This is a genomic window from Bacillus sp. TSO22 (assembly GCF_020223595.1).
GTDB classification, from domain to species: domain Bacteria; phylum Bacillota; class Bacilli; order Bacillales; family Bacillaceae; genus Bacillus; species Bacillus inaquosorum.
Map to the genome: position 1 here is coordinate 677,086 of NZ_JAHAWO010000004.1, position 26,935 is coordinate 704,020.

General features: G+C 43.8%; 27 protein-coding genes. 7 read left to right on the forward strand and 20 right to left on the reverse strand.

Features of this window, described 5'->3' with window-relative positions; translation table 11 throughout:
* The first annotated feature begins 6 nt into the window (after window positions 1-6).
* The 3 genes from KHQ79_RS08380 (at window position 7) to KHQ79_RS08390 (ending at window position 3,428) form a co-directional block, all read left to right on the forward strand.
* Window positions 7-2,304 (forward strand): histidine kinase, encoded by a 2,298-nt coding sequence (locus KHQ79_RS08380; protein ID WP_225514795.1) that lies wholly within the window; start codon window positions 7-9, stop codon window positions 2,302-2,304.
* 80 nt (window positions 2,305-2,384) lie between these two features.
* Window positions 2,385-3,029, forward strand: a complete 645-nt coding sequence (gene comA, locus KHQ79_RS08385) for a two-component system response regulator ComA (protein WP_003220716.1) — start codon at window positions 2,385-2,387, stop codon at window positions 3,027-3,029.
* Between the two features lie 18 nt (window positions 3,030-3,047).
* Entirely contained in the window at window positions 3,048-3,428 is a 381-nt protein-coding gene (locus tag KHQ79_RS08390) for a hotdog fold thioesterase (RefSeq protein ID WP_019259331.1), read from the forward strand.
* A gap of 38 nt (window positions 3,429-3,466) precedes the next feature.
* Here the strand turns inward: KHQ79_RS08390 and mnhG are convergent, their stop codons facing one another.
* The 7 genes from mnhG to KHQ79_RS08425 are packed head-to-tail and all read right to left on the reverse strand — an operon-like array spanning window position 3,467 to window position 9,235.
* On the reverse strand, window positions 3,467-3,841 hold the full coding sequence (gene mnhG, locus KHQ79_RS08395) for a monovalent cation/H(+) antiporter subunit G (protein WP_225514797.1): 375 nt from the start codon (window positions 3,839-3,841) through the stop codon (window positions 3,467-3,469).
* Window positions 3,825-4,109 (reverse strand): Na(+)/H(+) antiporter subunit F1, encoded by a 285-nt coding sequence (locus KHQ79_RS08400; RefSeq protein ID WP_003241049.1) that lies wholly within the window; start codon window positions 4,107-4,109, stop codon window positions 3,825-3,827. The genes mnhG and KHQ79_RS08400 overlap by 17 nt, the downstream gene beginning before the upstream one ends.
* Window positions 4,109-4,585, reverse strand: a complete 477-nt coding sequence (locus tag KHQ79_RS08405) for a Na+/H+ antiporter subunit E (protein WP_003241050.1) — start codon at window positions 4,583-4,585, stop codon at window positions 4,109-4,111. The genes KHQ79_RS08400 and KHQ79_RS08405 overlap by 1 nt, the downstream gene beginning before the upstream one ends.
* Window positions 4,586-4,590: 5 nt before the next feature.
* Window positions 4,591-6,072, reverse strand: a complete 1,482-nt coding sequence (locus KHQ79_RS08410; protein ID WP_148982765.1) for a Na+/H+ antiporter subunit D — start codon at window positions 6,070-6,072, stop codon at window positions 4,591-4,593.
* Entirely contained in the window at window positions 6,065-6,406 is a 342-nt protein-coding gene (locus KHQ79_RS08415) for a Na(+)/H(+) antiporter subunit C (RefSeq protein WP_003220730.1), read from the reverse strand. The genes KHQ79_RS08410 and KHQ79_RS08415 overlap by 8 nt, the downstream gene beginning before the upstream one ends.
* Window positions 6,406-6,837, reverse strand: coding sequence for a Na(+)/H(+) antiporter subunit B (locus KHQ79_RS08420; RefSeq protein WP_003241054.1), 432 nt, complete (start codon window positions 6,835-6,837; stop codon window positions 6,406-6,408). Before KHQ79_RS08420 ends, KHQ79_RS08415 begins: the two co-directional genes overlap by 1 nt.
* Complete coding sequence (locus tag KHQ79_RS08425) at window positions 6,830-9,235, reverse strand: Na+/H+ antiporter subunit A (RefSeq protein ID WP_225514799.1); 2,406 nt, start codon at window positions 9,233-9,235, stop codon at window positions 6,830-6,832. The genes KHQ79_RS08420 and KHQ79_RS08425 overlap by 8 nt, the downstream gene beginning before the upstream one ends.
* 231 nt (window positions 9,236-9,466) lie before the next feature.
* On the opposite strand from KHQ79_RS08425, the gene KHQ79_RS08430 reads away from it, so the two are divergent.
* On the forward strand, window positions 9,467-9,679 hold the full coding sequence (locus tag KHQ79_RS08430; protein WP_003241057.1) for a hypothetical protein: 213 nt from the start codon (window positions 9,467-9,469) through the stop codon (window positions 9,677-9,679).
* Between the two features lie 37 nt (window positions 9,680-9,716).
* Here the strand turns inward: KHQ79_RS08430 and maeN are convergent, their stop codons facing one another.
* The 7 genes from maeN to maeL form a co-directional block, all read right to left on the reverse strand.
* Window positions 9,717-11,063, reverse strand: a complete 1,347-nt coding sequence (gene maeN, locus KHQ79_RS08435; RefSeq protein WP_003241058.1) for a sodium/malate symporter MaeN — start codon at window positions 11,061-11,063, stop codon at window positions 9,717-9,719.
* Between the two features lie 154 nt (window positions 11,064-11,217).
* Window positions 11,218-12,177 (reverse strand): guanosine ABC transporter permease NupQ, encoded by a 960-nt coding sequence (nupQ, locus tag KHQ79_RS08440; RefSeq protein WP_003241060.1) that lies wholly within the window; start codon window positions 12,175-12,177, stop codon window positions 11,218-11,220.
* Window positions 12,178-13,224 (reverse strand): guanosine ABC transporter permease NupP, encoded by a 1,047-nt coding sequence (gene nupP / locus KHQ79_RS08445; RefSeq protein ID WP_225514801.1) that lies wholly within the window; start codon window positions 13,222-13,224, stop codon window positions 12,178-12,180.
* On the reverse strand, window positions 13,217-14,749 hold the full coding sequence (gene nupO, locus KHQ79_RS08450; protein WP_225514803.1) for a guanosine ABC transporter ATP-binding protein NupO: 1,533 nt from the start codon (window positions 14,747-14,749) through the stop codon (window positions 13,217-13,219). Before nupO ends, nupP begins: the two co-directional genes overlap by 8 nt.
* A 75-nt stretch (window positions 14,750-14,824) precedes the next feature.
* On the reverse strand, window positions 14,825-15,904 hold the full coding sequence (nupN, locus tag KHQ79_RS08455) for a guanosine ABC transporter substrate-binding protein NupN (RefSeq protein WP_019259322.1): 1,080 nt from the start codon (window positions 15,902-15,904) through the stop codon (window positions 14,825-14,827).
* A 473-nt stretch (window positions 15,905-16,377) separates the two neighbouring features.
* Window positions 16,378-17,085 carry a two-component system response regulator MaeM gene (gene maeM, locus KHQ79_RS08460; protein ID WP_003241069.1) on the reverse strand — a complete coding sequence of 236 codons (708 nt, stop codon included), beginning with the start codon at window positions 17,083-17,085 and terminating at the stop codon, window positions 16,378-16,380.
* Window positions 17,078-18,679 (reverse strand): two-component system sensor histidine kinase MaeL, encoded by a 1,602-nt coding sequence (gene maeL, locus KHQ79_RS08465; RefSeq protein WP_225514805.1) that lies wholly within the window; start codon window positions 18,677-18,679, stop codon window positions 17,078-17,080. The genes maeM and maeL overlap by 8 nt, the downstream gene beginning before the upstream one ends.
* Before the next feature lie 177 nt (window positions 18,680-18,856).
* On the opposite strand from maeL, the gene KHQ79_RS08470 reads away from it, so the two are divergent.
* Window positions 18,857-19,414, forward strand: coding sequence for a YufK family protein (locus tag KHQ79_RS08470; protein ID WP_003220744.1), 558 nt, complete (start codon window positions 18,857-18,859; stop codon window positions 19,412-19,414).
* 17 nt (window positions 19,415-19,431) lie between these two features.
* On the opposite strand, the gene KHQ79_RS08475 is transcribed toward KHQ79_RS08470, so the two are convergent.
* The 3 genes from KHQ79_RS08475 to KHQ79_RS08485 form a co-directional block, all read right to left on the reverse strand.
* Complete coding sequence (locus tag KHQ79_RS08475) at window positions 19,432-19,845, reverse strand: thiol-disulfide oxidoreductase DCC family protein (protein ID WP_003241074.1); 414 nt, start codon at window positions 19,843-19,845, stop codon at window positions 19,432-19,434.
* Between the two features lie 20 nt (window positions 19,846-19,865).
* Entirely contained in the window at window positions 19,866-21,740 is a 1,875-nt protein-coding gene (locus tag KHQ79_RS08480; protein ID WP_003241076.1) for a transglycosylase domain-containing protein, read from the reverse strand.
* A 92-nt stretch (window positions 21,741-21,832) separates the two neighbouring features.
* Window positions 21,833-23,041, reverse strand: coding sequence for a multidrug efflux MFS transporter (locus tag KHQ79_RS08485; protein ID WP_332880198.1), 1,209 nt, complete (start codon window positions 23,039-23,041; stop codon window positions 21,833-21,835).
* Here KHQ79_RS08485 and KHQ79_RS08490 point away from each other — a divergent pair.
* Window positions 22,944-23,147 carry a hypothetical protein gene (locus KHQ79_RS08490; protein WP_003241080.1) on the forward strand — a complete coding sequence of 68 codons (204 nt, stop codon included), beginning with the start codon at window positions 22,944-22,946 and terminating at the stop codon, window positions 23,145-23,147. The genes KHQ79_RS08485 and KHQ79_RS08490 overlap by 98 nt on opposite strands.
* A 75-nt stretch (window positions 23,148-23,222) precedes the next feature.
* Window positions 23,223-23,840, forward strand: coding sequence for a 3'-5' exonuclease KapD (kapD, locus tag KHQ79_RS08495; protein ID WP_003241081.1), 618 nt, complete (start codon window positions 23,223-23,225; stop codon window positions 23,838-23,840).
* Between the two features lie 27 nt (window positions 23,841-23,867).
* On the opposite strand, the gene kapB is transcribed toward kapD, so the two are convergent.
* The 3 genes from kapB to KHQ79_RS08510 all read right to left on the reverse strand — a co-directional run bounded on the left by kapB (window position 23,868) and on the right by KHQ79_RS08510 (window position 26,876).
* Complete coding sequence (gene kapB, locus KHQ79_RS08500) at window positions 23,868-24,254, reverse strand: kinase-associated lipoprotein KapB (RefSeq protein ID WP_003241083.1); 387 nt, start codon at window positions 24,252-24,254, stop codon at window positions 23,868-23,870.
* Window positions 24,255-24,299: 45 nt separating this feature from the next.
* Window positions 24,300-25,586 carry a sporulation sensor histidine kinase KinB gene (kinB, locus tag KHQ79_RS08505; RefSeq protein WP_225514807.1) on the reverse strand — a complete coding sequence of 429 codons (1,287 nt, stop codon included), beginning with the start codon at window positions 25,584-25,586 and terminating at the stop codon, window positions 24,300-24,302.
* Window positions 25,587-25,712: 126 nt separating this feature from the next.
* Complete coding sequence (locus KHQ79_RS08510; protein ID WP_225514809.1) at window positions 25,713-26,876, reverse strand: MalY/PatB family protein; 1,164 nt, start codon at window positions 26,874-26,876, stop codon at window positions 25,713-25,715.
* Window positions 26,877-26,935 lie beyond the last annotated feature (59 nt).

Consider the following 26,935-nt stretch of genomic DNA (forward strand, 5'->3'; position numbering starts at 1 on the left):
GGTTAAATGAAGTCTAGAACCAATAAAATTTCTGTATTGTTAGTTGTAATAAGTCTGTTATATGTTATTTATTTGACCTATATAAGCAATAATAATTTGTTAGTTGGAGCAACTGTTTCGAAAGGGAAGAACGGGGACGTTGTAATTACCAATGTAGATGAATATTCAATGGCATCATACAGCGGAATAGAAAAAGGGGATATCGTAAAGAGTATTAATAATCAAAAGATAAACACTAAAGAAATAAAAATGAATAAGCTTAAAAATGTAAGTTCAATGGTTGTTGAGAGAAATGGCAAGGATGTTGAGCTAAAGCTGACCTTATTTAATGATAAAAATTTTTCTACTTACTTAATACCGTTAATGTTTTATATTGTTTGTTTATTTTGTTGCCTATTTATATTAAAAATAAATGAATCGAAGGATTTACTATCTGCTTTAGTTTTAATTATATTTTTGTTATCTGCTTCTATTGCTTATATAAGCGCAGGAGTTTCTGTTAAAGGCGATATACTATGCAGATGTATTATGGTGGTAACATTAATATCTGTACCGCTAAACTACCTTCTCTTTCTTTATCATTATTTTAGAGAGTTAGGCACTACCTTATTTGATAAAAAAGTTTTCATTTTATATTTAGTACCGATCATAAATGTAGTGTGTGAAATGTTTCGTTCACATCTTTTCTTTCGTGATTATGTGCCTAAATTAAGTTTACTATCTTTTTTCTTTTTATTTATCATAGTAGTGATTTATTTCTGTATCATTTTAATTAAAAATAAAGATACTGAACAAGCGCATATTATTAAGGTCCTCACTGTTATTAATATCTTTTCTTTTGCACCTTTTTTGTGTTTATATTTGATACCTTATGTGTTTCTAAATGCGCACTATGTTTCTTCCTTTTTAGCAGCTTCATTTATGATGTTAATACCTTTCTCCTTGGTATTTCAATTTATGACAAATAAAATCTATAATGTGGATTTTATTTTAAGCAGATTAAGATATTATGGCTTTTTAGCTTTAACGCCAACAATTATTCTAATCTCTACAATTGAATTAATTAGTAGTCCTGAGAGTGATTTTTATAGTGTTAAACTAACATTTTTAATTTATATTATCATGTTGGCGGTCTTTTATTATAAAGAAGTACTTGATTTCAGGTTTAGATTAAAAAGGGTCTCGGAAAAATTCAATTATCAAGATAGTATATATAAATTTACGCAGCTGATTAGAGACTCAACATTCCTGACTCAAGTATTTGAAGAACTGAAAAATACTATACTTGAGGTCTCTCTAGTTAGCCGAGCATATGTATATGAAGTTTCAGCAGACGGAAGTATTAAGCTATATGATGATGAGACCGTAAATTCATTCGAAAAAGTCTATCAAAAAGAATTTAGAAAAGTAACATCCGAAATAGGAAAAATCGTTGAATTTAATAAAGGCTTTGTCATGAAGATAGGTGAACGCGGTGGTAAATCATTTGTGATTCTTTGTTTATCTAAAATGAATACGCCCCGTCTCACACTTGAAGAACTTTCTTGGCTGAAAACCTTGGCTTTTTATACAAACGTATCGATCGAAAACGTCATGAAAATTGAAGAGCTGATGAGTCATTTAGAAGAAATAAAACAACAAGAATCAAATCCAGTGTGGCTTAAGAAACTCATGTACACGATTGAAGAAAAACAACGTTCTGATCTCGCCCGCGATCTCCACGATTCCGTTCTTCAGGATTTGATTTCCTTAAAGCGCCAGTGTGAGCTGTTTTTGGCTGATTTTAAGAAGGACGATAATCCGTGCCAGGAAGAGGTGCAGGACAAGCTTGTACAGATGAATGAGCAGATGTCTGATGTGATTTCGATGACGAGGGAGACGTGTCATGAGCTGCGGCCGCAGCTTCTGTATGATCTTGGGCTGGTGAAGGCGCTGTCGAAGCTTGTGGCGCAGCAGCAGGAGCGGGTGCCGTTTCATATCCGTTTAAATACCGGCAGATTTACGGCTTCGCTTGATCTGGATTCGCAGCTGAATTTGTACCGGATCATTCAAGAGTTTCTGTCTAATGCGGTCAAGCACTCTCAGGCGACGGATGTGCTGATTATGCTCATCAGTATTCAAAACAAAATCGTTCTTCACTATGAGGACAATGGCGTAGGGTTTGATCAAGAAAAAAATAATGAGCATTCCATGAGCATGGGGCTTTCTGGCATTAAGGAGAGAGTCAGGGCTTTAGATGGACGCCTTCGGATTGAAACAAGTGAAGGAAAGGGATTTAAGGCTGATATTGAAATCGAATTGTAATGGTTTTATAACGGAAACGACTTGGCACAAGCCAAGTCTTTTTTATAAAATGGAAATGAGTGAGTAAAAGGGAGGAAAACATGAAAAAGATACTAGTGATTGATGACCATCCGGCTGTCATGGAAGGCACCAAGACAATTTTGGAAACGGATTCGAATCTGTCTGTTGATTGTCTCAGTCCTGAACCGAGCGAACAGTTTATCAAGCAGCATGATTTCTCGTCATATGATCTCATTTTAATGGATCTGAATTTAGGCGGCGAGGTCAATGGGATGGAGCTTTCTAAACAGATTTTACAAGAGAATCCTCATTGTAAAATTATCGTGTATACCGGTTATGAGGTCGAGGATTATTTTGAGGAAGCGATTCGTGCGGGTCTGCACGGTGCCATCAGCAAAACCGAATCGAAAGAAAAGATCACCCAATACATATACCACGTACTCAACGGAGAAATTTTAGTCGATTTTGCTTATTTTAAACAGCTGATGACTCAGCAAAAAACAAAGCCGGCTCCTTCCTCTCAAAAAGAACAAGATGTGCTCACACCTAGAGAATGCCTGATTCTTCAAGAAGTTGAAAAGGGATTTACAAACCAAGAAATCGCAGATGCGCTTCATTTAAGCAAGCGGTCCATTGAATACAGCCTGACATCGATTTTCAATAAGCTGAATGTCGGTTCCCGGACGGAAGCGGTTTTGATTGCAAAATCAGACGGTGTACTTTAAATAAGGGGGTTGTATATGATGGATATGAAACACACATTGCTTGAAGCGCTTGGAATCGAGATTGTTGAAAGCACGGCGGAACGATGCGTTGCGGTCATGCCGGTGGATCATCGGACGGTGCAGCCGTTCGGATATTTGCATGGAGGCGCTTCAGTTGCTCTGGCGGAGACCGCGGCGAGCGCAGGTGCGCAAAATCTGATTGATCACACAACACAAGCTTGTGTCGGTTTGGAGATTAACGCCAATCATTTGAAATCCGTAAAGGAAGGAACGGTAAAGGCAGTAGCCGAACCTGTTCATAAAGGCAGAACGACCATTGTCTATCAAATACACATCTATGACGAGCAAGAGAGGCTGATCTGTATATCCAGATGCACGCTGGCTGTCATCAAGAAATAAAAAAACAGCCGGAACTCTGCCTGTCCGGCTGCTTATTTTTATAAGTAAGAATCCTCTTTTCGTTTAATCACAAAGTTTCTGATCCCGTTATAGTCATCCTGTACACTTCTCTCATCAAGCTTGACGCCGGAGTTGTACGCAGCACGGCAGATCAAGTGCCCTCCGACAGGCGACGTAATAAAGATAAAGAAAATCCCGAGCATGATTTTAGCCGATATTTCCCCGGTTATAAACCACAAAAAGAAGAAGACACCGAGCAGAACCATATTGACGCCTAATGTTGAGCCTTTAGAAGCAGCGTGTGAGCGTGTATACATATCAGGAAGACGAAGCGTCCCAAATGAAGCGGCAAGGCATACAAGAGAGCCGAGCAGAATGAATACAGCCACGACGACTTTAGCGATTTCGATCATTTTCGATAATCTCTCCTTTCTCCAGGAACTTAGAAAATGCAATTGTTCCGATAAACGATAAGATCCCCAGCAGCAAAATAATATCCAGAAACGCACTTGTTTTCAGCAAAATGGAGACAAGCGCCGTGATCGCGATCAGATTGATGCCGATTGCATCCAGAGCCACGACCCGGTCAGGCACAGTCGGCCCTTTAATGACACGAATGACATACAAAAGGGTAGACACTGCCATAATGCCGAGCGCGATTTGCAGAATCAGCGTAAACATCAGCGGCTCACCTCCTGTATGGCTTTTTCAAATGACTCCCGAATATCAAAAATAGCTTTTTCCGCATCCTCAATATCCATTGCGTGAATGTAAAGAATTGTCCTGTCATCGGAAATATCCATCACCAAGGTTCCCGGCGTTAACGTAATGAGCAGTGACAGCAGGGTGATTTCCCAATCCTTCGTGAGCTCTGTTTTAAAAGCGAAAATGCCCGGTCTGATATTCAGTTTCGGCGATAGGACTGATTTCATCACACTGACATTGGCAAGGTACAGTTCCTTTAAAAAAATCAAAAAGAGTTTGATAATAGAAAACATTTTCCATAGATAAAACTGGCGGGTAAAAAAGCGCCGGAAGAAAAAGAGAGAGAGCATTCCCAGAGCATAGCCTGTGATAAATCCTGCGGCGCTTGGATCATTGCTCAAGAACATCCAGCAAAAAGCGAGAAACACATTTAATAAAATTTGAAATGCCATGCGATCTACTCCTTCAAAACAGCTTCAATATATTTTTCCGGATTCAGCAGCGTCTCGGCCGCTTGATCAACGTAAGGGGACACCCATTCTGTGCCCAAACCGAAGAGCAGAGACAGTAAGAGAAAAATAGCTGCCGGATAAAGAAGTCCTTTAGCTGTTCTATAATTTGGTTTTGGTGTTTCTTTTTCTTCGCCCCAAAACGCATGTATAAAGATCCTCAGCACAGAGTATAGTACGAGCAGACTCGAAAGCAGAATCAGCATGGAAATCGTAAATTCACCTTCCGCGAAGCCGCCCTCCGCAATTTTAAATTTGCCGACAAATCCGCTGAGAGGCGGGATGCCCGCAAGAGAAATAGCTGAAATGAAAAACATCCATCCAAGAACAGGGTAGCGTTTGATCAGCCCGCCCATTTTATGCAGGCTCGCTGTTCCAGTCAATGCGATCAGCGTGCCCGCCAGCATAAATAAAGCGCCTTTAATCAGCATATCGTGAATCAGGTAGTAAATTGCGCCTTGAATGGATGCGGGGGTATGAACTGCCACACCGAACAAAATCACGCCGACAGCGGTGATAATGTTGTAGATCACAATTTTCATGACATCCGTATAAGCGAGTGAACCGATAACACCGAAAATCACAGTTAGTGCCGCCAGCCAAATCATCAGCTGATGGGTAAAGGCTGTGTCGTGAATAAAAATCAATGTGAAAACCCTCGTGATCGCATATAAACCGACTTTTGTCAGCAATGCGCCAAACAACGCGGAGATTGCCGCCGGAGGCGCGTAATAAGAGCCCGGAAGCCAAAAGTAGAGGGGGAAGATTCCGCCCTTCATACCGAATACAATCAGCAGCAGGACACCGATGACAGTAATCAGGCCTGTTTGCCCGGATTCACTGATTTTGGCGCTTAAGTCCGCCATGTTCAACGTACCGGTTACAGCGTATAAAAAGCCGACACCGATGACAAACATGGCCGACGACACGATATTAAACACAATATATTTAATGGACTCCCGCAGCTGAATTTTTGTGCCGCCTAATACAATCAGCATATAGGAAGCAATAAGCAGAAGCTCAAAAAATACGTACATATTAAATAAATCGCCTGTTAAAAACGCTCCGCTTACTCCTGCAAGCAAGAACTGCACGCCGGAGTAATAAAAGGAACGCTCCCGTTTTTCACCGACGGAACGGAAGGAATAAAGCCCAACCAATAAACCGATTACCGCTGTTGTAAGAACGAGCAGGCTGGCGAATTGGTCTGCGACGAGCACAATGCCGTACGGCGCTTTCCAGCCGCCCAGACTGAGTGTCTGGATACCTTTTGTAAAGACAGTCTGTACGAGTATGCCGCTGATCACAATCCCGATTGCCGATGCCGCAGTGCTGAAGATTCGCATGAGCATCAGATTCTTCGTCATGAAAATCAGCAGAATGGCCGACAGGAGCGGGATCAGGATTGGCAAAATAACAAAATTATTCATGTTGATCATTTCCCCTCATTTGATCCATATCGTCCGATTTCAATTCCTGATAAGCCCTAAAGGCCATGACGAGGATGAATGATGTAACGCCAAACGAAATGACAATTGCCGTCAAAATCAGGGCTTGCGGAAGCGGATCGACAAATGATTTGGCATGCTCGCTCAAAATCGGAGCGGCGCCTTTCTTTAATCCTCCCATAGTCAAAAGCATTAAATGAACGCCATGGCTTAACAGTGCTGTTCCGATAATGACGCGGAGCAGGCTTTTAGACAGCAGCAAATACGTAGCTGCCATAAAAATAATACCGGCTAAAACAGCCATTAAGATTTCCATTATTCTTCCTCTCCAATCGTTTGAATAATGGTCATCGTAATGCCTACGACAACAAGATAAACGCCTAAATCGAATATCGTCGCCGTGGCAAGCTCCGTTTTCCCAAGGATCGGCAGCTGAAAATATCCGAATGTATGGGTTAAAAAAGGAGCTCCGAAGACAAAGGAGCCAACGCCGGTTAATACAGCGAGCAGAAGTCCGGCTCCCGCGACATAAATGAAATTAACCGGCAAAATCGAACGCACGGTTTTTAAATCATATGCCAGCAGCAATAGAACGATGGAAGAGGACGTGATCAGCCCGCCGACAAAGCCTCCTCCAGGCGCGTTATGCCCTGATAAAAATAAATAGAAAGAGAAAAGCAAAATGATAAAGGATACAAGCTTTGTCACGGTTTGAAGAATTAAGTCATTTGTTTTTTGTTCATTCACCGCTTTTCCCCTCCTCTTTTACTTTTGTTTTAATCATGCTGTAAATGCCAAGAGCGGCAATCGTCAGCACCGTTATTTCAAACATCGTATCAAAGCCCCTGAAATCAACGAGGATGACATTGACGACATTATCCCCTCCGCCGAGATCGTGGCTGTGTTTTGTGAAGAAGGATGCGATGCTGTCTTTTGTACGCTGGCTTGAAGATGCGATGCCGAGCAGAGTGACGATAATCCCGACGCCTAAAGAAATGATGAAATTCGTCATCCGGAATGTTCTCGTTTTCTTTTTCAGCCGCAGCTTCGGCAGATGGTAGAAACAAAGCAGAAACAGTGCGACAGAAATCGTTTCAATGACAAGCTGGGTCAATGCCAAGTCCGGCGCTCTGAAAATCACAAAAAACAATGCGAGCGTATAACCGACAACACCAAGTGAAATAATCGCCGTCAGTCTTGATCTGGCAAAAACAGTCGCCGCTGTGCCGCTGATCATGACAAGCGTCAGAATAATTTCGTATACGCCGATTATAGCCATGCCTTCCGTTGTAAAGGAAAATCCGCCTTTGAGGACAAAAGCTCCGCCCATCAGAATGATGAAACCAGCGAAGATGTACAGCAAATAATCCCTTAAAAAGCCGGTCATATATTGTTTGGTGACTCGGTAAGAACCTTTTTCCATCAGAGTCACAAGCTTGTCGTATAACCGATTGAGTGTGAGCTTCGAAGGAAATAGCTTATAGATTCCCTTCCACTTATTCATCGTCAAATATCCAATGGTGCCGATAACAATAATTCCTGCAGTCATCAGCACTTCCGTATTCAGCCCATGCCATTGCGAAATGTGAACATGGAATTTCTCATGGCTGTCCAGCAGTGTCGGATAGATCGAGTTCATCGCCGGCTCAATCAAGCTGTAGGACAGGATATTCGGGAAAAAGAAGAGACTGACAGCGAACGCGACCAGAATGACAGGTGATACGAGCATGCCAACAGGCGCTTCGTGAGCCTGTTTTTCAAGCTGCTCAGGCTGGTAACTTCCCCTGAACGTTTTAAACAGCAATTTCATGCTGTAGATAAATGTAAATACGCTTCCGATCCAGGCGAGAACAGGAAATAAAGCGCCCCATGTCTGCACGTTGAACAGATCGAAATGTGTTATGCGAAGCATGCTTGTGAAAAACATTTCTTTACTCAAAAATCCGTTAAACGGCGGAAGTCCGGCCATTGAAAATGTCCCGATTAAGGAAATGGTAAACGTAATCGGCATAATCGCCATCAGGCCGCCGAGCTTCCGGATGTCCCGTGTGCCTGTTTCGTGATCGATAATCCCGACTGCCATAAACAAGCTTCCTTTAAAGGTAGCGTGGTTGATTAAATGGAAAATGGCAGCCATGGCGGCAACTGTATAATATTCTGTATGGCCGTAATGAAGAGCTGCGGCACTGACCCCAAGCATGGAGATGACCATACCGAGCTGGCTGACGGTTGAAAACGCCAAAATCGATTTTAAATCAGTTTGTTTCACGGCATGGAATGAACCCCATACCATCGTAAAGAGCCCAACGAGGGAAACGATCCAAAACCACTGAGCTGAAAAGGCGAAAATAGGACTGAATCTCGCAATTACATAAATACCGGCTTTCACCATAGTAGCTGAATGGAGATATGCGCTGACAGGCGTCGGAGCTTCCATCGCATCAGGCAGCCAGATATAAAAAGGGAATTGCGCGGACTTTGTAAATGCCCCTAATAAAATGAGAATCATAGCCGGGATAAACAAGTCGTGTCCGGCAATTAATTGAACCTGATGAATCATCTCTCTAATACTGAAGGAATCTGTTATCAGATAAAGGAGAATAAATCCGCCGAGCATGCACAGCCCGCCGCTGACCGTAATCAAAAGTGATTTGGCAGCGCCGTAGCGCGACTTTTCACGCTTATACCAATATCCGATCAGCAAGAAGGATGAAAGGCTTGTCAGTTCCCAAAACATATAGAGGACCATGACATTGTCTACAAGAACGACACCGAGCATCGCACCCATAAACATCAATAAATAGACATAAAAGGGCCCGAGCTGTTCTTTTTCTTTCGATAAATAAAAAATGCTGTAAAGAGTGACCAAAGAGCCGATGCCTGTGATCAGCAAGGCGAATAACAATCCGAGACCGTCTATATAAACGGTAAAGTTAATGCCAAGTGAAGGAATCCACTCCAATACCGACCGTAGTGTTTCTCCCGATTGTGTCATCCTGATCATTGGGAGAAAGTATATAAACAGCAAGACGGGCAGGATCAACACAAACCAGCCCGTGTGCACTCTTTTTGCGTATTTTGCCAAGAAGGGAATGATAATGGCAAATAAAAAAGGCGATAAAATAGCAAAATGTAAGAGCTGCAAAGATAAGACCTCCTTTTTCTCGTTCTCAATTAAAAAATGCGCTATGTATCAAATATACGGTCAAACGACCCAGTCCAAATTATATCGCACTTTTTTGGAAGCCGCCATGCTTCGAACTGTTGCAATAGGTTTTTATGAGTTCCTTTGACCTTAAAATAAGTCTAACAAAAATGATGTTATTTGTATATTTAAAATCAATCCTGATCAAGCTGAATGTAAGGAGCTGATCATGTGAAGAGCAAGGTTCTGATGTGCTCAGGTTTATTCTGCTCAGTATTCACAGGGGCATTCATTTTGAATCAATATGACGGACGCAGCAGTGCGGCTATTGATGAGTGGGAGCTGTATTTATTGGAGCACCACCTTTCAGCCAGAATGAGTGAAATGGAATCAAAGGATCTGCCGTTCGGTCCCCGAGAGTATATTCGAATTGTGAACAGATAAAAAAAGAGTTCCGCATATGACGGAACTCTTTTTCTGTTTATGAAGTGAAGAAACGAAGCAGAATTGTCGCGCAAATGACTGTACCTGCACCGCCGAGACGGGTGGAAATTTGGGCGAATGGCATAAGGCCCATTCTTCCTGACGCTGATAAAATCGCAACATCACCTGTTCCGCCTAGACCGCTGTGGCAGCAGGTAACAATGGCGGATTCAACCGGGTACATGTTCATCAGCTTGCCTACAAAATATCCAGAAGCAATCATCGCGACAACAACGGAAATACAAATGATGACAAACGGAATAGAAATCACAGACGCCACGTCATCCAATGGAATAAAGAGGATGCCGAGACCAACCATCAGCGGCCAAGTAAAGCTGGAAGAAATAAACTTATAAAGCTGGTAAGCGCCATCTTCCATTTTTTTCGGAAGAACATTCGCATACTTGACAGCCGCCGCTGAAATAATCATTAAGATCGCGCCCGGGATGAAGATGAATTTCTCCAATAACCCGCCGAAGATAAAGAATGTACACGCGAGCAGAACACCGGCTCCCATCAGTTTAAAATCAATTTTTGCTTCGGCTTCTTTTTGATTGAAAATCTCATTTGCTTTTTTAGATTTAACGAGACGGCCGTTTCCATTCAGGTCTGGACGCTTATCGCCAAGCTTTTTCATTAAGGCTGCACAGATGATAGCAAAAACGTTTCCGATAATAGCAGCAGGGACCAGCTGAGACACATACACATCAGCGGATGAACCGAGTATTTGTGAATAGGCGATCGAGAGCGGCAAAATTCCTTCGCCTATGCCCCCGGCAATAATCGGAACAACGACAAAGAAAAAGGAATCGTAGGCACTGTAGCCAAAAATAAATCCGACGAGTATGCCGGCCGCAACTGCCGCGATCGTTCCTGCAACCAGTGGAACAAACATTCTGATAAAACCCTGTATTAAAACAGTTCTGTTCATTCCGAGGATACTTCCCACAACAAGACAAGCGATATAGAAATAAAGGAAGTTAGATGTTTTCATCAGATTGGTTACAGCGTCTAAAGATGTTGAATTCAGCACATTGTAAAAGACTAAAAATGAAGGAACAAACAAAGATAAAATGGCAGGGCCGCCAATATCCTTCAATATCGGAATGCGCTGGCCAATGTCTCCAAGAAACACACCCAAAATCATAATGATGGCAAACCCGCCAAGCATATTTGCGGGCAGCTCATTGTAATAGGCTGCAAGAATAATAATAATAGCTAATACTGTGTATAATGGCAGAGGAATCACACCGATTTCCCAGGACCATATTTTTTGAAACAGGTTTTTCTCCTGTGTGACTTTTTGCTCAGGTGAAATTGTCCCCGTTTTTGGAATTGCTCCCATGTTATACACCCCCATGTATTGTTTGTTACAGTCTACAAGAAAGCGTTAACACTTCATATTTTTTTAAGTTAAAAAAGTGATAAACAACTAAATTAAGAGGGTCTTTTGGATTAGAAAAAATCCCCTGAGAAGCGTCTTCCCAAGGGAGAATGGTTTATCGTTTTCCTTTAATATAAGGCACACCATTGGCTTTTGGCGCATCAGCCCGCCCGATAAAGCCGGTTAAAGCGATAATCGTTAATACATAAGGCGCCATCAGCATATACACATTTGGTATGTCTTTAAAAAGAGGGAGCAGTGAGCCGATAATGCTTAAGCTTTGGGCGAATCCGAAAAACAGGGCGGCGCCCAGTGCTCCAATCGGATGCCATTTTCCGAATACAAGCGCTGCCAGGGCGATAAAGCCTTGCCCGGAGATGGTAGAGTGCGTGAAATCAAGCGCAATCGTGGACGCATATACGCCGCCCCCGAGCCCGCCGAACAATCCGCTGATCATCACGCCGATGTAGCGCATTTTATATACGTTGATTCCCATCGTATCCGCCGCCATCGGATGCTCTCCGACAGAACGAATGCGAAGGCCAAATGGTGTTTTGAACAAGAGAAACCAAGAAATAAAGGCCAGTGCAATGGCAAGAATAGACGTATAATAGACATCCGAAAAGAAGATCTTTCCTAATACGGGAATGTCGCTCAAGCCGGGAATATTCGTTTTATAAAAAGGCTCAGGGATTTTATCTGTCTGCGCTTTGCCGTAGATCAGTTTTATGATAAATAAAGTTGCCCCAAGCGCCAGCATGTTAATGGCGACGCCGCTGACTGTCTGATCGGCGCGAAACGAAATCGCCGCTGCCGCGTGAATCAGTGAGAACAGCGCGCCTGCTGCCATCGCGGCAAGAAGCGAAAGCCAAGGCGCGGCGGCGCCCAATTCCGGACCTAGAAATAAATTAAATAACACGCTGGTGAACGCCCCGATAATCATGAGGCCTTCAAGGCCGATATTCACAACACCTGATCTCTCAGAAAACACGCCGCCGAGAGCAGTTAAAATAAGCGGGGCCGCATAGACGAGTGTGGCTGGGACAATGATGGATAAAATCTGCACAAAGTCCACTTAGTTCGCCCCCTTTTTCTTCAATTTGTCCATGACAAAACGAATCGCGTAGCTTGAAGCCACAAACAGAATAATAATGGCAATCACAATATCGACGACCTCTGATGGAACGCCGGATTCAATCGGCATATTTAAAGCGCCGATTTTCAGGCCGCCAAGCAGGCATGCCGCCAGCACAACTCCGACAGCTGTGTTCCCCCCGAGAAGAGCGACAGCGATACCGTCAAAGCCTACGCCGGTAAATGCGCCTTTCACGGCTGCGTATTCGAATGTCCCAAGACCCTCCATGGCGCCGGCAAGCCCTGCAAAGGCACCTGAGATGAGCATGGAGGTCATGATATTCTTCCGTACGCTCATGCCCGCATATTGGGAAGCGTGCTGGTTTAATCCGACCGCCCGAAGTTCAAATCCCTTTGTTGTTTTGTTGATGATAAACCACATGACAACTGCTACGAGAAGGGCGACGATGATCCCCCAATGCAGCCGTGAGTAATCGGTGATCTGTTCAAGAAACGGCGAGCGGAGGGAGGCGGATTCGTGAATTTTCTCCGTTTTATCCTGACGATCTGTCAAGACGTTTGAAATGATGTAATTGGTCATATGAAGCGCGATATAATTCATCATAATGGTGACAATGACCTCATGAACGTAGAAGCGCGCCTTCAAAACGCCGGGAATAAAACCCCATATTCCTCCGGCAGCTGCCGCTGTAATCAGTGCAAGCGGCATATGAATATAAGCCGGTCCGTCAAATGCTGTCCCGACCCAAACCGCTGCTGTCCAGCCAACGAGCAGCTGCCCCTCGACGCCGATATTAAAGAGCCCGGTTCGGAATGCAAAGGCAACAGCCAATCCGGATAAAATATAAGGCGTAATTTGTCGGATGGTTTCTCCGACATAATAGATTTCTCCGAATATCCCATTCCACAAAGCCGAATAGCCGCTGATCACACTGTATCCGCTCGCAAGCATAATCAGCGCGCCGGCCGCAAGACCGAGGATGATTGCAATGAGCGGCACGAGTAAATGAGAGAGTTGTTTAACCATTTGCTTTCCCCGCTTCCTTTTGCGTACTTCCTGCCATCAAGAGGCCGAGCTCCTGCTCAGTGGTGTCCTGCGGATCGACGCTGGCTATAATGTGTCCTTCAAAAATAACGGCGATTCTGTCACTGAGATTCATAATTTCATCAAGCTCAAACGAGAGGAGGAGAACGGCTTTTCCGGCATCACGCTGCTCAATGAGCTTTTTATGGACAAACTCAATCGCTCCGACATCAAGCCCGCGGGTCGGCTGGGCAGCGATTAATAAATCAGGGTTCCGGTCTATTTCCCGCCCGATAATCGCTTTTTGCTGGTTTCCGCCTGACAATGCCCGGGCGTGTGTATATTCATCCGGCGTTCTGACGTCGTACTCGCTGATCAGGCTGCGTGCTTTTTTATACATGTCGCCTTTATGTAACACGCCAAATGCTGAATACGGCTTTTTGTAATAGCTTTGCAGCACCATATTATCTCCGATCGGAAAATCGAGGACGAGACCGTGTTTATGGCGGTCTTGGGGAATATGTCCGATGCCGGATTCAGTGACTTTTCTGGGCGGCAGGTTTTGGATCTGTTTACCGTTTAAGGTGATTGTTCCTGAATCTGTTTTGCGGAGTCCTGTTATCGCTTCAATCAGCTCCGATTGCCCGTTTCCGTCGACACCGGCTATGCCGACGATTTCTCCCGCTTTAACAGAAAGCGACAAATTCCTGACTGCCTCTATTCCGCGGGTATCCTTTACGGTCATTCCGTCAATCGCAAGCACTTCCGCTCCCGGCTGAGCAGCCTTCTTTTCAGTTTTGAACAATACTTCGCGGCCGACCATAAGACTGGCGAGGTCATCTTGGTTTGTATCACGGACATCAAGTGTTTTGATGCCTTTTCCTTTGCGGATAATGGTCACGCGGTCACAAACCTCCATAATCTCTTTCAGTTTATGGGTGATTAAGATGATTGATTTCCCTTCATTGACCAGATTCTTCATGATTTGCATCAGTTCTTTGATTTCATGAGGCGTCAATACAGCCGTCGGTTCGTCAAAAATCAAAATGTCAGCCCCGCGGTAGAGGGTTTTTAGTATTTCTGCGCGCTGCTGCATGCCGACTGATATGTCAGCAACTTTTGCTTTAGGATTAATCTGAAGGCCGTATCGATCGGAAATGTCCTGCACCTCTTGGACAGCCCGCTTCCGGTCAATTCTGCCAAACTTTTTTGGCTCTTTCCCGAGAATAATATTTTCAGCAACTGTAAAGGTGTCAACAAGCATAAAGTGCTGATGCACCATTCCGATTCCAAGGTCATTCGCTTTGTTCGGGCTGTTGATGTGCACCTTCTCGCCGCGCACCCGAATTTCACCCCGCTCCGGCTGATACAGGCCGAAAAGGACATTCATCAACGTTGATTTCCCCGCTCCGTTTTCACCGAGCAGCGCGTGTATTTCGCCTTTTTTGACCTGAAGATTGATATTGTCATTGGCGACGATACCTGGAAACTCCTTGCGGATATTGAGCATTTCAATGACATATTCCACTGATTTGACCGCTCCTTTATTCAATATAAAAGAAAAACAAGGGATAAGGGCTCGACCTCCTTATCCCTGCGATTCTTATTCAGCTTTGAAGGTTTTCAGCTCTTTCTCAGTTGCCGGCACTTCCAATCCGTCGATGATTTTTTTCTTCCATTTATCAACCGCTTTGATCACATCATCCGATAGGTTTTGTTTAGATGGGGAAATGCCGACCCCGTCTTGATCAAGGCCGTAGGTGAGCGTCTCGCCGCCCGGGAACTTTCCTTCGCTTGCTTTTTTCGTTAAATCTTCAACCGCTGTATCTACTTTTTTGACCATGGAAGTGAGGGTGACGTTATCATCTGTTCCTTCTACCTGGCCTTCTGCGTATTGGTCTTTATCGACACCGATGACCCAGACATCGCGTTTCGGATCTTCTTTTTTTAGGTTTTTCGCTTCTGTAAAGACACCTGTGCCAGTGGCGCCTGCGGAGTGATAAATCACATCTACGCCCGATTTATACATGCTTTCGGCGGTGGCTTTGCCGACATCGGCTTTATCGAAACCGCCCGCATATTTTACTTGGACAACGGCTTTAGGGTTTACGGCCTGCACGCCGGCACGGAAGCCGACCTCGAATTTTTTGATTAACTCAGATTCCATGCCGCCTACAAATCCGATTTTTTGTGATTTGCTTGATAAGGCTGCGGCCACTCCGACGAGAAATGAGCCTTCCTGCTCTTTAAACGTAACACTTGCGACGTTGTCTTTATCGACAACAGCATCTATGATCGCAAAGTTTGTATTTTTGCGCTGGTCAGCAATTTCGCTGATTGAGTCCTCCATTAAGTAGCCGACGCCGTAAATCAAGTCGAAATTCTCACGTGCTAATTTATTTAAATTTGTTGTATAGTCAGCATCTGATTTTGATTGAAGGTAATCGTAACCGTTTTTGCCTTTTTCCAGCCCGTTCTCTTTCCCGAAGGCTTGAATGCCTTCCCAGGCTGATTGGTTGAAGGATTTGTCATCCACTCCGCCTACGTCAGTAACCATTGCCACACTGAATTTGTTTTTGTCAGTGTTTGTGCCGCTGCTTTTATCGCTGGTTCCGCATGCTCCTAAAATGGTGCCTGCTGCGATCACAAGTGACATCGCCAATCCGATTTTTCGTTTATTCAAGATATAACCCCCCAGAAAAATTTGGTTCAAAGCTGATCCGGTCAGTCATGTGATGGGCTGTCCTGAACAATTTCTTAGAATCAATAAAATTTTCTGATAATAACAAATGGAATGCGCTGAGACAGTTCTGATCTTCCCTGAATAAGCGTGGTGTGAGTGTTTCCTTCGAAAGGCGGGGAAGAGAAGGATGCGGAAGGCATTCCGGGCGGAAAACCGTGACATCTTTTTCTGAAGTGAGACTTATGACTTAGTTTTTGGGATCAACTAACCAATCATAATTTATCATTTTACTTACAAGAAATAAATAGAATTCCGCATAATTTTTTAAAAAATATATATTTTTAGAATTGTTTGATCAAAAGTGTAAAAAGTCCTTTATTATTCTTGTATAACTTATCATCAATAGAATCAAGGATCTTGGCAAGAGATATGACAGAAAAAACCGCACTGCTCAGAGTGAACAGTGCGGTTTTTTATAGAAATTGCTTAATTGCGTTAAGGTTTCCTGTGTTGACGTTGTACTGAAACACAGGTCTTCCGATTGTTCCGTACGCCATTTCTACATTCAGAACCTGTATATCTTCAAGAAACTTTAAGTATTTTCGTATGGATACTTGAGAGATTTCTGTGTGCTTTGCCAGGTCTTCTGTCGTAAATGATTCATTTTCAAATGACTGGATACTGGACCAAATCAGCTTCAGCGTGCTTTTTGTCAGGCCTTTAGGAAGCTGCACTTTTTCTGTTGCTTCTTTCTTTTGAAAAAGCTCGGCGTCCAGTTCTTTTTGGCTCATGTTGCGATGGGTTGAATATACCTTTTGTTTTCGTCTGTAATCAGACAGGGCAGTTTGGAAACGTTCAAATTCAAACGGTTTGATTAAATAATCGACAGCTCCGTAACGAAGTGTTTTCTTGATAACGTCAAGCTCACTGGCCGCTGAGATGACAATGACGTCAACCGCTTCATTTTGGGCTCTCAGTTCCGTCAGCAGTTCAAGCCCGTTTTTACCCGGCATATAAATATCGAGCAAAATGAGGTCGATGTGATGCTCTCCTAAAATATGCAGAGCGCTTTGAAAGGAAGAGGCGATGCCTTTCAGCTGAAAGCCTTCTATCTGGCTTAAGTATCGTTTATTTAATTCACCCACCATGGGGTCATCTTCAACTATTAGTACATTAATCATGATTTTCCTCCTTCGGTTCGTACGGGATGCGAAGACTGAATGTCGTTCCTTCATTCTCTTCGCTTGTGAGGATCATTTGGCCCTTTAAATTTTCGATGCTTTGCTGTGTAAAATAAAGGCCAAATCCCCGGTTTTTGCCCTTTGTTGAATAGCCTTGTTCAAATACTTTGGCTTGATCTTCTTCAGACATGCCTGCTCCTGTATCGGTAATTTCAATGTCCAGTATGCCGTTATGAAAACGCATGGACATGGTAATTTGTTTTTTCGGCATATTGGCAACGGCGTCCAAGGCATTGTTGATGAGATTTCCGATGATTGTAATAAGTTCATGAATGACTGAAGGATCTGCCGCGTTCGGGATGACACCGCTGCATTCAATATCAAGGTTTGCGCCCTGCTCCCGTATGAAGCTTTGTTTTCCGAGCAGAAAACCAGCCAGCACGGAGCTTTTGACATCATTTATAATTTCGCTTGTTTCTGATTTTTGCTGAATCGCAATATCTTTAATATAATCTCCAAGATCGTCATACTCTTTCAGCTGGACGAGACCTAATATCACATGCAGTTTGTTCATAAATTCATGAGACTGCGCTCTCAGTGCGTTTGCATACATTTTAACACCGGAAAGCTGTTCAGCTAAATGTTTTACCTCGGTTTTGTCGCGGAATGTCGCAATCGCTCCGACGGTTTGTCCTTTCAGCTGGATGGGAACTTCATTAAATACAAGCTCTAATCCATTAATGCGGACGTCTCTGTCTTGAAGAGGTTTCTTTGTCTCAATCACCTTTTTCAAGCGGCTTTTCGGCAAGATGTCATTTACATCCTGATCAACGGGATTTGTATTAATGCCCATTTTCACGAATAGGCGCTTTGCTTCCGCATTGGCAAGTTTGATTTTGCCGTTTTCATCGACAGCAAGTATTCCTTCCTTCGTCGATTCCAGCATCGCGCTCCGTTCTTCAAGAAGAGTCGCAATTTCATAAGGTTCAAGTCCGTACATAATATTTTTCACCGTACGGGCGACGATAACAGCTCCCATCACACCAACGAAAATGCTGACGCAGATAATAAAGTAGAGCGGCCGTAAGCTGTGGCTGATCACTTCATCAATTTCATTTACAGTGATCCCGACCGCAACTGCACCGACCTGTTTTCCATTCTCGGCGTAGACAGGGACGAATGCTCTCTGTGATTTCCCGAGAGTGCCAGAGGCTGTGCTGATGTGGACATGTCCTTTTAGTACTTCGGCTTCATCACCGCCCATGAATTTTTTCCCGATTTTGCTTGGGTCAGGATGGGTTTTGCGAATGCCGTTCATATCCATGACAACGACAAATTCCGTGCCGGTGATTTTCTGAACCCGCTTTGTGTAGCTTTGCAGTTCCTTCTGGTTTTTTCCGCTCTCTAAAGCAGAGGCTGTGATCGGCGCTTCGGCTACCATTTCAGCGGTCTGCATCGCTGTGGCTTTTTCCTGATCTCTAATCCGTTTGGTGGTTTGGGCACCGACTGTAAAAAACGTAATGAGCAGTGCGATCAACACAACGATACAAACAAATATGGTGAGTCTGGTTTGCAGTTTCAATGTTTTTTTCATAGTAAACTTCCTTACGTTTTATGATTCCTGCGTACTACTTTACTCTCAAAAAGCTGCTTTGTGAAGATTTGGGATCGTAATTCGTAAAAAGGAGAAAAAATGGAATAATTTATCTTGTCAATGTGTTTTAAGTCCTCCATAATAAATGAGGTAGATTATAGAAAGGGACTTTTTTATATGAAAAATACTTATTTGACGGGATACTTTCCGCTGATTGCGATCCTGCTTTTTAGTTCGTCTTTATCCATTTCAACTTCACTTTATGCGTTGAAGATGCTGTCTTCATTTGGAATGTATGATGGAATGCTCGACTATTTTTCAGAGAAAGGGATCAGGCTTGCGTTATTTGCTGCCTTTGCACTTTTATACTTTATGGTTCTGTCCGCTCTGAAATTAATTGCGAATACCGTGACTGAGCTATCATTGCTGTTTTTTGCTAACGATCCGGAAGGGAACAATCTGAAAAAAATCAGAATGGGTTCCATGATTTATTTAGGAGGCGGGATTTTATCCTTTGTGCTCTTGCAAAATGTCATCTGGATTGTGATCTGGTTTGCGGTCGTCACGCTCGCTTACTTTGTGTTTATCGTATACCGGATTTATTCAACGCTTTCTCTCATGTCATTAGTCGGATTCATTCTATTGGAACTGCTGTTTTGGTTTACCTTTGTTATCGGTATTCTGTTCATATTTATCAAGCTTTATAATAGCATAATGGCTAGCTTACCTGTGTAAGCTAGCCATTTTTTCGTTTACGGTAAAAATCTTTTTTTAATAGAAGGGGAGGGGAGCATACATTCATTTTTTTTGCCAAACCACTTATAGCGGTTTTTGGCAATGAAAGAATAGACCATATCTCTGACAGGCTTCGGCACTGCGAAAAACAGGACGAAGAGCCGCCATGGGCCCCGCAGATGCCTGAAAACCTTTATGGCTGCAGTTGACTTTGTGTAAACTCGGCCGTCTTCAATAAAGACAAAGCTGTCAAACTGATCAGTCGGGAGCCCGCTCTTTTTCAGCAGGCTCTGACCTGTTTCCGACTGTAGCGATGTAAAAGAAATCAATCCGTCCGGATCACGCTTAATGATAAATTGCACGGCGCCGTTGCATAAATTGCACACGCCGTCAAACAGCAAAACGCGATTTGGAATTTGTTCTGATTGCACGCCAGATCCCCTCCGATTCTTTAATAAGCCGTTTGTAGCGTTCCTTTCCAGATGGAAAGCTGAGGGCTGATGCTGTGAAGATATTCAACGCTGCTCGGTGTATCTTTTCCGACCCAAACACCCATTGTATACGTATCTGTCAGGCCGACGAACCACATATCGTGATAATCATTTGATGTTCCTGTTTTACCGCCGATGTAAGGCGCTTTAAAATATGCTTTTTTCCCTGTCCCGCTTTTCACAACGGAAGACATTAGTTTTTTCAGCTGCATGTTCGTGCGGACGCTGAATATTTGAGTCGACTTATCATTCCATTTATAAAGCGTTTTTCCCTTTAAATCGGTCACCTTTGTAATCGCATGGCTCGGCGTATAGCTTCCGCTGTTGCCGAATGTCGTATATGCCTTTGTCATCTCAAGAGGCGTCATGCCGTTTGTAAATCCGCCAAGCGCCGCCGGGAGAAGATAGTCGCTGTCGACCAGTTTGGAAAAATGATACGGCTCAATATAACTGAATGCTCTTTGGATTCCCACACGGTCCAGCATTCTGATGGCCGGTGTATTATATGAATTTTTAAACGCCGTATCGAGCGTCACTGTGCCGTACGTGCGGTTATTGTAGTTTTGCGGACAGTAATCTCTGCTGCAAAACTTGCTGGCATCAATGGAGCTGCTTGCTGTCGCGCCGGTCTGTTCAATATAAGGGCCGTAATCAAGAAGTGGCTTAATGGATGAACCCGGCTGTCTGTATGCCTGGTAGGCGCGGTTAAAATCATATTTTTGATAGTTTTTCCCGCCGGATAGAGCGATGATTTGATGCGTCTGATGATTAATCACAGCCGCTCCGCCCTGTACGTCCGCATACGGGAGTTTGGAATTCATTTGTGCCACAACTTGATTTTGCATGTACGGATCAAGTGCGGTATAAATTTTTACGCCGTCTTTCATCAGAGTGCTGACTCTTGCGGACAGCTCGTTTTCGATCTTTTCTTTTTGTTTTCCTGACGCTTTTTGAAGACGTTTATCAAAGCCTTCTGATTCAGACACCAGCTGAGTGAATTCATCATTGACATAGGAAACATAGTCCGGATATTTATCTTCTCTTTTTTCAACATCCAGTTTGATTTTTTGTTTTACGGCTTTTTTCAGCTCTTTATCCGTAATGACACCGGCATTTTTTAACCCTTTAAGCAAACGTTCTTGACGGCTTTTCGTGTAGTCAAAATGCTTGAGAGGATCATATAATGTAGGGTTATTAGGTATAGCGCAAATAAAAGCCATTTCTCCCACTGTGAGAGATTTGAGCGGTTTGCTGAAATAGAATTCAGCCGCTGAACCGACGCCGTAAACGCCATTGTTGAAATAAATGGTATTTAAGTAAGCTTCAAGAATTTCATTTTTCGTATACTTTTTCTCTAGCTGATAAGAATACGCGAGCTCAGTCAGCTTGCGGCTGAAGGAGCGTTCGTGGCTTAAATACAAGTTTCTTGAAAGCTGCTGTGTGATGGTGCTGGCGCCCTGATCAATTTTTTTGTCTTTTACGTTAGAAGCAGTTGCCCGCACCATTCCCATAAAGTCAAAGCCTTTATGCTCGTAAAAATGTTTGTCCTCAGACGTTAAGAAAATCTGTTTGACTTCCTCGGGAATCTTGTCAAATGGAACGAGCACGCGGTTTTCGTGATCGCTGACGATTTCCGAAACAAGGGAGCCGTCCCTGTCATACATGTAGCTGTTCTGAACAAGGCTGATATCTTTCAGATTAATATTTTTATCAAGCACCTGATCCAGGGACTTCATTTGTTTTACTTCTTTTCCGGAAGCGATAACTGTAAATGCAAACAATGGGATTATGCAAAGGAGCAAAATCCATCCGATTATTTTTCGTAACATGGTCACTCTCTTTTCTCCTAAATTCTAGCCATATCGTACCATTCTTTTGAGTTTACGAGAAGGTTAAATTTAGAAGATTCCTTAGTTTTTTCTGAGAATCAGCTTGCTTTGGCATAAGAATCTTTCCGGAATTTCTGCATGATCCAAAGCAGGCAGGCGCCGGCGAAAAAGAGAAACGCTGTGACATAAAAGGCGGCCGAAATTGTAAAATGGCTCGATATGATTCCGCCGAGAAGAGGCCCAAGCACATTTCCTAAAAAGCGAAAGCTGACGTTGTAGCCGAGAACTTCTCCTTGGATGCTGCCGGGAGCCTGTACGCGGATCGCTGCCGTGATGCATGGCAGCAAGCCGCCCATCGCCATTCCAAATAAAAATCTGAAAACAAGGAGCACGCTGAGCGAGGACGCGAGCGCCTGCGGAATAAAAAAGATAGAGGCGGCGAGTAAAAGTCCGATTAAAATGCGGCGGTGGCCGTAGCGGTCGCCCAGGTCTCCCCATTTTCTAGCCAGCAGCAAACTTCCGAGTCCCGTTGCTGAAAATGCCATGCCGGAGAAAAAGGCAAGATTGACAGGTCCGTGCAGCTCATTTACATATAAAGCGAGCAGCGGCTGGATACTGAAATTTCCTGTTTGAATCAGCATGGTTAACAGCATCATGACCCAAAGCGCCGGCTGGTGAAAAATATAGGAGAGCACTTCTTTTCTCGAGTAAGACGTACGTTTGGCTGCCTTTTCTGCAAGAGGCTGTTCTTTGACACCGAATAACACGAGAAGAACAGATAAGAAAATCACAAAGGATGTGATAAAAAAGGTATACGTAAAGCCGAAACGATCAGCAAGCATGCCTCCCAAAAGCGGGCCGAACAAGCTCCCGGACACTTGCCCCATTTGCAGCGTGCCGAGGGTTTTACCGGCTGAGCTCTTCGGAGTCTGTGCCGAAATCATCGCAAGAGATGTCGGGATGAATCCGGTTACAAGCCCCATTGCCATACGCAGAAAAAACAATTGGTACACCGATGTAACAAAGCCCATGAATAAAATACTGAGGGCAATGCCCGTTCCGGTTGCCATGAGGATTTTCTTGTATCCGCGTTTGTCTCCGAACCGCCCCCAAAACGGGGATACCAAAAACGCCATGAGAAATGTAATGCCGAACACATAGCCGCTCCACCTTTGCACAAAGCCGTTTGAAAAAGTGCTGAGCGTCTCAATGTATAAGGAGAGAAAAGGAACGATCATCGTTGTGCTGGCTGATACAAAGAAATTCGCCAGCCACACAATGACAAAGTTTTTCTTACGGATAGAAATAACATCACCTTCTTATTATTTCGGGTTCCTTACTAATTATAAAGAAACGATTCACGATTTAAAAGAAACAAAGCGGCTGGGGAAATTCATTATTTTTAGAAAATGAAGAAAGGTCGAGAAGGGGAATTGATATACTATAAAGATAGCATTTTCTGATCGGAGGAAAGGCAGGTGTAAAAAGGTGACGACAAACAGCTTACTCATTATTGATTTCGAATTTACGATGCCTGATGGAAAGTACAGCCCGCAAAATTTCTTCCCGGAAATCATTGAAGCCGGAATTGTAAAGTCGGTTGATGATGAAGTAGTTGAGACGTTTTCGAGCTATATCAGACCGAAAAAATTCCCGAAGCTGACAAAACGCTGCAAATCGTTTTTAAAAATAACCCAAAAGCAGGTAGACGAGGGGATGAGGTTCGAGGATTTCATCCGCAAACTAAACGAGCTTGATCCTGAGAAGAACAGCACGATAATTACGTGGGGAAACATGGACATGAAAGTGCTGAAGCAAAACTGTATGTTTAACCATATTCCTTTCCCGTTTAAGGGAGAAATGAGAGATTTATCGCTTGAATACAAAAACTTTTTTGGAGACCGGACACTGACGGGTTTATGGAAAGCTGCCGAGGAGTATGGAGATACCGGAACTGGCACCCATCATAAAGCGCTTGATGACGCCCTCACAGCATATAAGCTTTTTAAGCTTGTTGAGCAGGATAAGCAGTATCTCGAAAAGCCAAAACCGCCGACAATCGGCGAAAGAATCGATTTATCCGAACTGTTTAAACGCGCAACTTAAAAAAACCCAATCTTTTGTCAGACTGGGTTATGGCCGGTTAAAATATTCTTTTTCTAAAACGTCCAGATTATTCAGGGAGCGCTTTGCCCACTCCGAACCATCCTCATTCAATTTGGCTCTCAGCTGTGCTGCCGCCTCCCGCAGAGACTCGGTATAATCCGGCACTTCGCCATCATAAGGCTTCACCATATGATGGGGGATATTGGTCTGTTCACCGTATGCGAGCGCTCTTCTCTCATGGAAAAACGGCACATCAGCCTGTTTTGGATGATGAAGGTCCCCTTGAGCGGGATGGGTGAGAACCGCTTTGACTTTCACTAAATAATGCTGCGGCCTGCAAGCAGTGATTTCTCCTATGTATACACCTGTTTTATAAAATCCTTTAACGATAGAGCCTGTCTCAAACGTGCTCATCTGTCATCACCTCGCATTTATTCTATTAAAGTTCCAATCGATTTGCTAGTGAGGAAGGTCGGCGGGAAGCTTAATCGTCACCGTGGTGCCTCTTTGGAAGCTGCTGTTAAACGAAATGGTCCCGTGATGATGCTCAATAATGGAAAAGGTCACGGTGAGCCCGAGTCCCGTTCCGTTCGTTTTTAATGAATAATAAGGTTCGCCGAGTTTTTGCATTTGATGGTCTGTCATGCCGACTCCATTATCTGAGATGTTAATCATGATCGTATGGCCGCTTCTTTTGGCTGATATGTGGATCATTCCCTTCCCGTGGGGAACTGCTTCAATGCTGTTTTTCATCAGGTTGATGACAGCCTGCTTCAGCTTTGTTGCGTCTCCGTATACTGAAAGGCCCGGCTCTGCTTCGGCCTCAACGGTTACAGACTTGTAATTGGCATACGACACCATAAGGGAGCTTGTCTCTTTGATAAGAGCTGATAAATCAAAAACCTCTTTTTCGTACAATTGCTGTTTGGCCATATCGAGATAGTTTGTAATAATGCCTTGCGCCCGGTCAAGCTCTGACAGTACAAGCTTTTTGTAATCTGTACTCGCTTTGTTTTGAAGGGTTTCGTCATTAAAAAGCAGCTGGACAAACCCGCGGACTACTGTCAGCGGATTTCTGACTTCGTGAGCGACGCTCGCTGCCAGTTCACTCACAATCGTCATTTTTTCTGAATGGATCAGCTGTGAACGCAGGGCGATATTTTCGGCGATGCTTTCAATAATATAGATGCTTAAAAGAAGAACGCTGGAGCGGAACAGCCCAGAGACAGCCGCCTCATATAGTAAAATTCCTGATTTTTGAAAATTTAAAATATTCAAGCCAGAAAAAATCCAGCTGGAGGCGAAAAATAAGAAGATCTCCAAGCAGCCGATCAATAAAGACAGCAGCAGTTTTCTCGCTTTGGACATGAATGGCCATTTTTTCTGAAATAATATTGGGATGATAGTAAGAAAAGGCAGCAAAGTGAAAACAAACATTGCGGAAGGTTCATAAAACAGCAGTTCAAAACATAAGACAGATGCGGCGACTGTAAGCCCGGAAGCAGTACTAACGTAAAATAAACAAATGATAACGGGAATCATCTGAAGGCCGTATTGTATGTAGTTCATTTCATGAATAGGGAATATAATGCATAAAATGGAGGCGCCGCAGGCGAATAACGTGACCAATCCGCTGTTTATTTTGGGCACAAGGATCGCCGGCTTTCCAAGCCAAAACACTTGGTAGAGAAGAATAGGAAACAAAATAAAGCAAATATGCAGGAGATAGTCTTTTAGAATTTCCATTCGTGTGAAATCCTTTCGTATAAAATATGAATCTATTATAACACTAAATATTAGAAGTAAAATATAAAATTCCTTTATAAAGAACGCCTTTACGAATGAAGACGTAAAGGCGTTCAACAGCTATATTTACGCTAATGCGGCTTTGATGCGGCGCAGGCCGTCCTGTAAGGTTGCGAGAGGGCATCCCGCGTTCAGGCGCATAAATCCTTCTCCGCCAGGCCCGTATTTCGTCCCGGGCTCTAAAATAATTTTCCCCTTTTTCAGCATCCTTTGCTGAAGCTCAGCGTCGGACAAGCCGTAAGCGCTGAAGTCGAGCCAGAGCAGGTAAGATGCATCCGGCTTCACCATTTTGACTTTTGGGAGCTCGGAGCTCAAAAAGGCTTCAGCTTCGTTCATGTTTTTCTCAAGGTAAGAGATCAATTCATCGAGCCACGGTCCGCCTTTTGAGTAAGCAGCTTCGATCGCCGTAACTGCAAATGCGTTCAGCCCGCCTAAACCATTGCGCTGCTGGCTTGCGGAAAACTTGGCGCGCTTCAGCCTGTCCGGAATAATGATGGCCGACGCCTGCAATCCGGCGATATTAAATGTTTTGCTTGGCGCAGCACATGTCACGGATATCTCAGCGAAATCGTCAGAGAGAGAAGCAAACGGCGTGTGTTTGTTTCCGTACAGCATCAAGTCGGAATGGATTTCATCTGATACAACTGTAACGCCGTGCTCAAGGCACAATTCGCCGAGCTTCAGTAAATCCTCCCGGCTCCACGAACGCCCTGAAGGGTTTTGAGGATTGCATAAAATAAACATTTTAACGCTTGGATCACTGAGCTTCGCCTCCAAGTCCTCAAAATCCATTGCATATGTGCCATCTTTTTCTAGCAGCGGATTATGTAAAACGCGCCGGCCGTTTTTCTCAATCATATGGTAAAAAGGTGTATAAACAGGAGGTTGGACAACCACTTGGTCTTCAGGTTCCGTGAAAGCTTGTACCGCCATGCTCAAAGCTGTGACAACGCCCGGGCTGAATGTGATGCTTTCGGGGGTCACCTTCCAGCCGTGCCTGTTTTGCATCCATCTGCACACAGCATCCTTCGTTTTTTGATCTGGGTCCGTATAACCGAAAATCCCGTGGTCAAGGCGCTCTTTTAATGCTTCATTTATCGCTTCCGGCGCGCGGAAATCCATATCAGCCACCCACATCGGGAGTGCGTCTGTCACGCCGAATAATTCGCCTGTTTTGTCCCATTTGACCGATTGGGTACCTAGGCGTTCTTCTCGTTTATCAAAGTTCATTCTGTTACCCCCTCATGGTTTCTTCTTCTTAACGTAACTATGATAAAATAGAACTGCAA

Bases quoted from the DNA above. Each gene is read 5' to 3' on its own strand.
- KHQ79_RS08380 (WP_225514795.1), top strand. From the start codon at position 7: ATGAAGTCTAGAACCAATAAAATTTCTGTATTGTTAGTTGTAATAAGT.
- comA (WP_003220716.1), top strand. From the start codon at position 2,385: ATGAAAAAGATACTAGTGATTGATGACCATCCGGCTGTCATGGAAGGC.
- KHQ79_RS08390 (WP_019259331.1), top strand. From the start codon at position 3,048: ATGGATATGAAACACACATTGCTTGAAGCGCTTGGAATCGAGATTGTT.
- mnhG (WP_225514797.1), bottom strand. From the start codon at position 3,841: ATGATCGAAATCGCTAAAGTCGTCGTGGCTGTATTCATTCTGCTCGGC.
- KHQ79_RS08400 (WP_003241049.1), bottom strand. From the start codon at position 4,109: ATGTTTACGCTGATTCTGCAAATCGCGCTCGGCATTATGGCAGTGTCT.
- KHQ79_RS08405 (WP_003241050.1), bottom strand. From the start codon at position 4,585: ATGGCATTTCAAATTTTATTAAATGTGTTTCTCGCTTTTTGCTGGATG.
- KHQ79_RS08410 (WP_148982765.1), bottom strand. From the start codon at position 6,072: ATGAATAATTTTGTTATTTTGCCAATCCTGATCCCGCTCCTGTCGGCC.
- KHQ79_RS08415 (WP_003220730.1), bottom strand. From the start codon at position 6,406: ATGGAAATCTTAATGGCTGTTTTAGCCGGTATTATTTTTATGGCAGCT.
- maeN (WP_003241058.1), bottom strand. From the start codon at position 11,063: ATGGGAGCAATTCCAAAAACGGGGACAATTTCACCTGAGCAAAAAGTC.
- nupP (WP_225514801.1), bottom strand. From the start codon at position 13,224: ATGGTTAAACAACTCTCTCATTTACTCGTGCCGCTCATTGCAATCATC.
- maeM (WP_003241069.1), bottom strand. From the start codon at position 17,085: ATGATTAATGTACTAATAGTTGAAGATGACCCCATGGTGGGTGAATTA.
- maeL (WP_225514805.1), bottom strand. From the start codon at position 18,679: ATGAAAAAAACATTGAAACTGCAAACCAGACTCACCATATTTGTTTGT.
- KHQ79_RS08470 (WP_003220744.1), top strand. From the start codon at position 18,857: ATGAAAAATACTTATTTGACGGGATACTTTCCGCTGATTGCGATCCTG.
- KHQ79_RS08490 (WP_003241080.1), top strand. From the start codon at position 22,944: ATGTATAAGGAGAGAAAAGGAACGATCATCGTTGTGCTGGCTGATACA.
- kapB (WP_003241083.1), bottom strand. From the start codon at position 24,254: ATGAGCACGTTTGAGACAGGCTCTATCGTTAAAGGATTTTATAAAACA.
- kinB (WP_225514807.1), bottom strand. From the start codon at position 25,586: ATGGAAATTCTAAAAGACTATCTCCTGCATATTTGCTTTATTTTGTTT.
- KHQ79_RS08510 (WP_225514809.1), bottom strand. From the start codon at position 26,876: ATGAACTTTGATAAACGAGAAGAACGCCTAGGTACCCAATCGGTCAAA.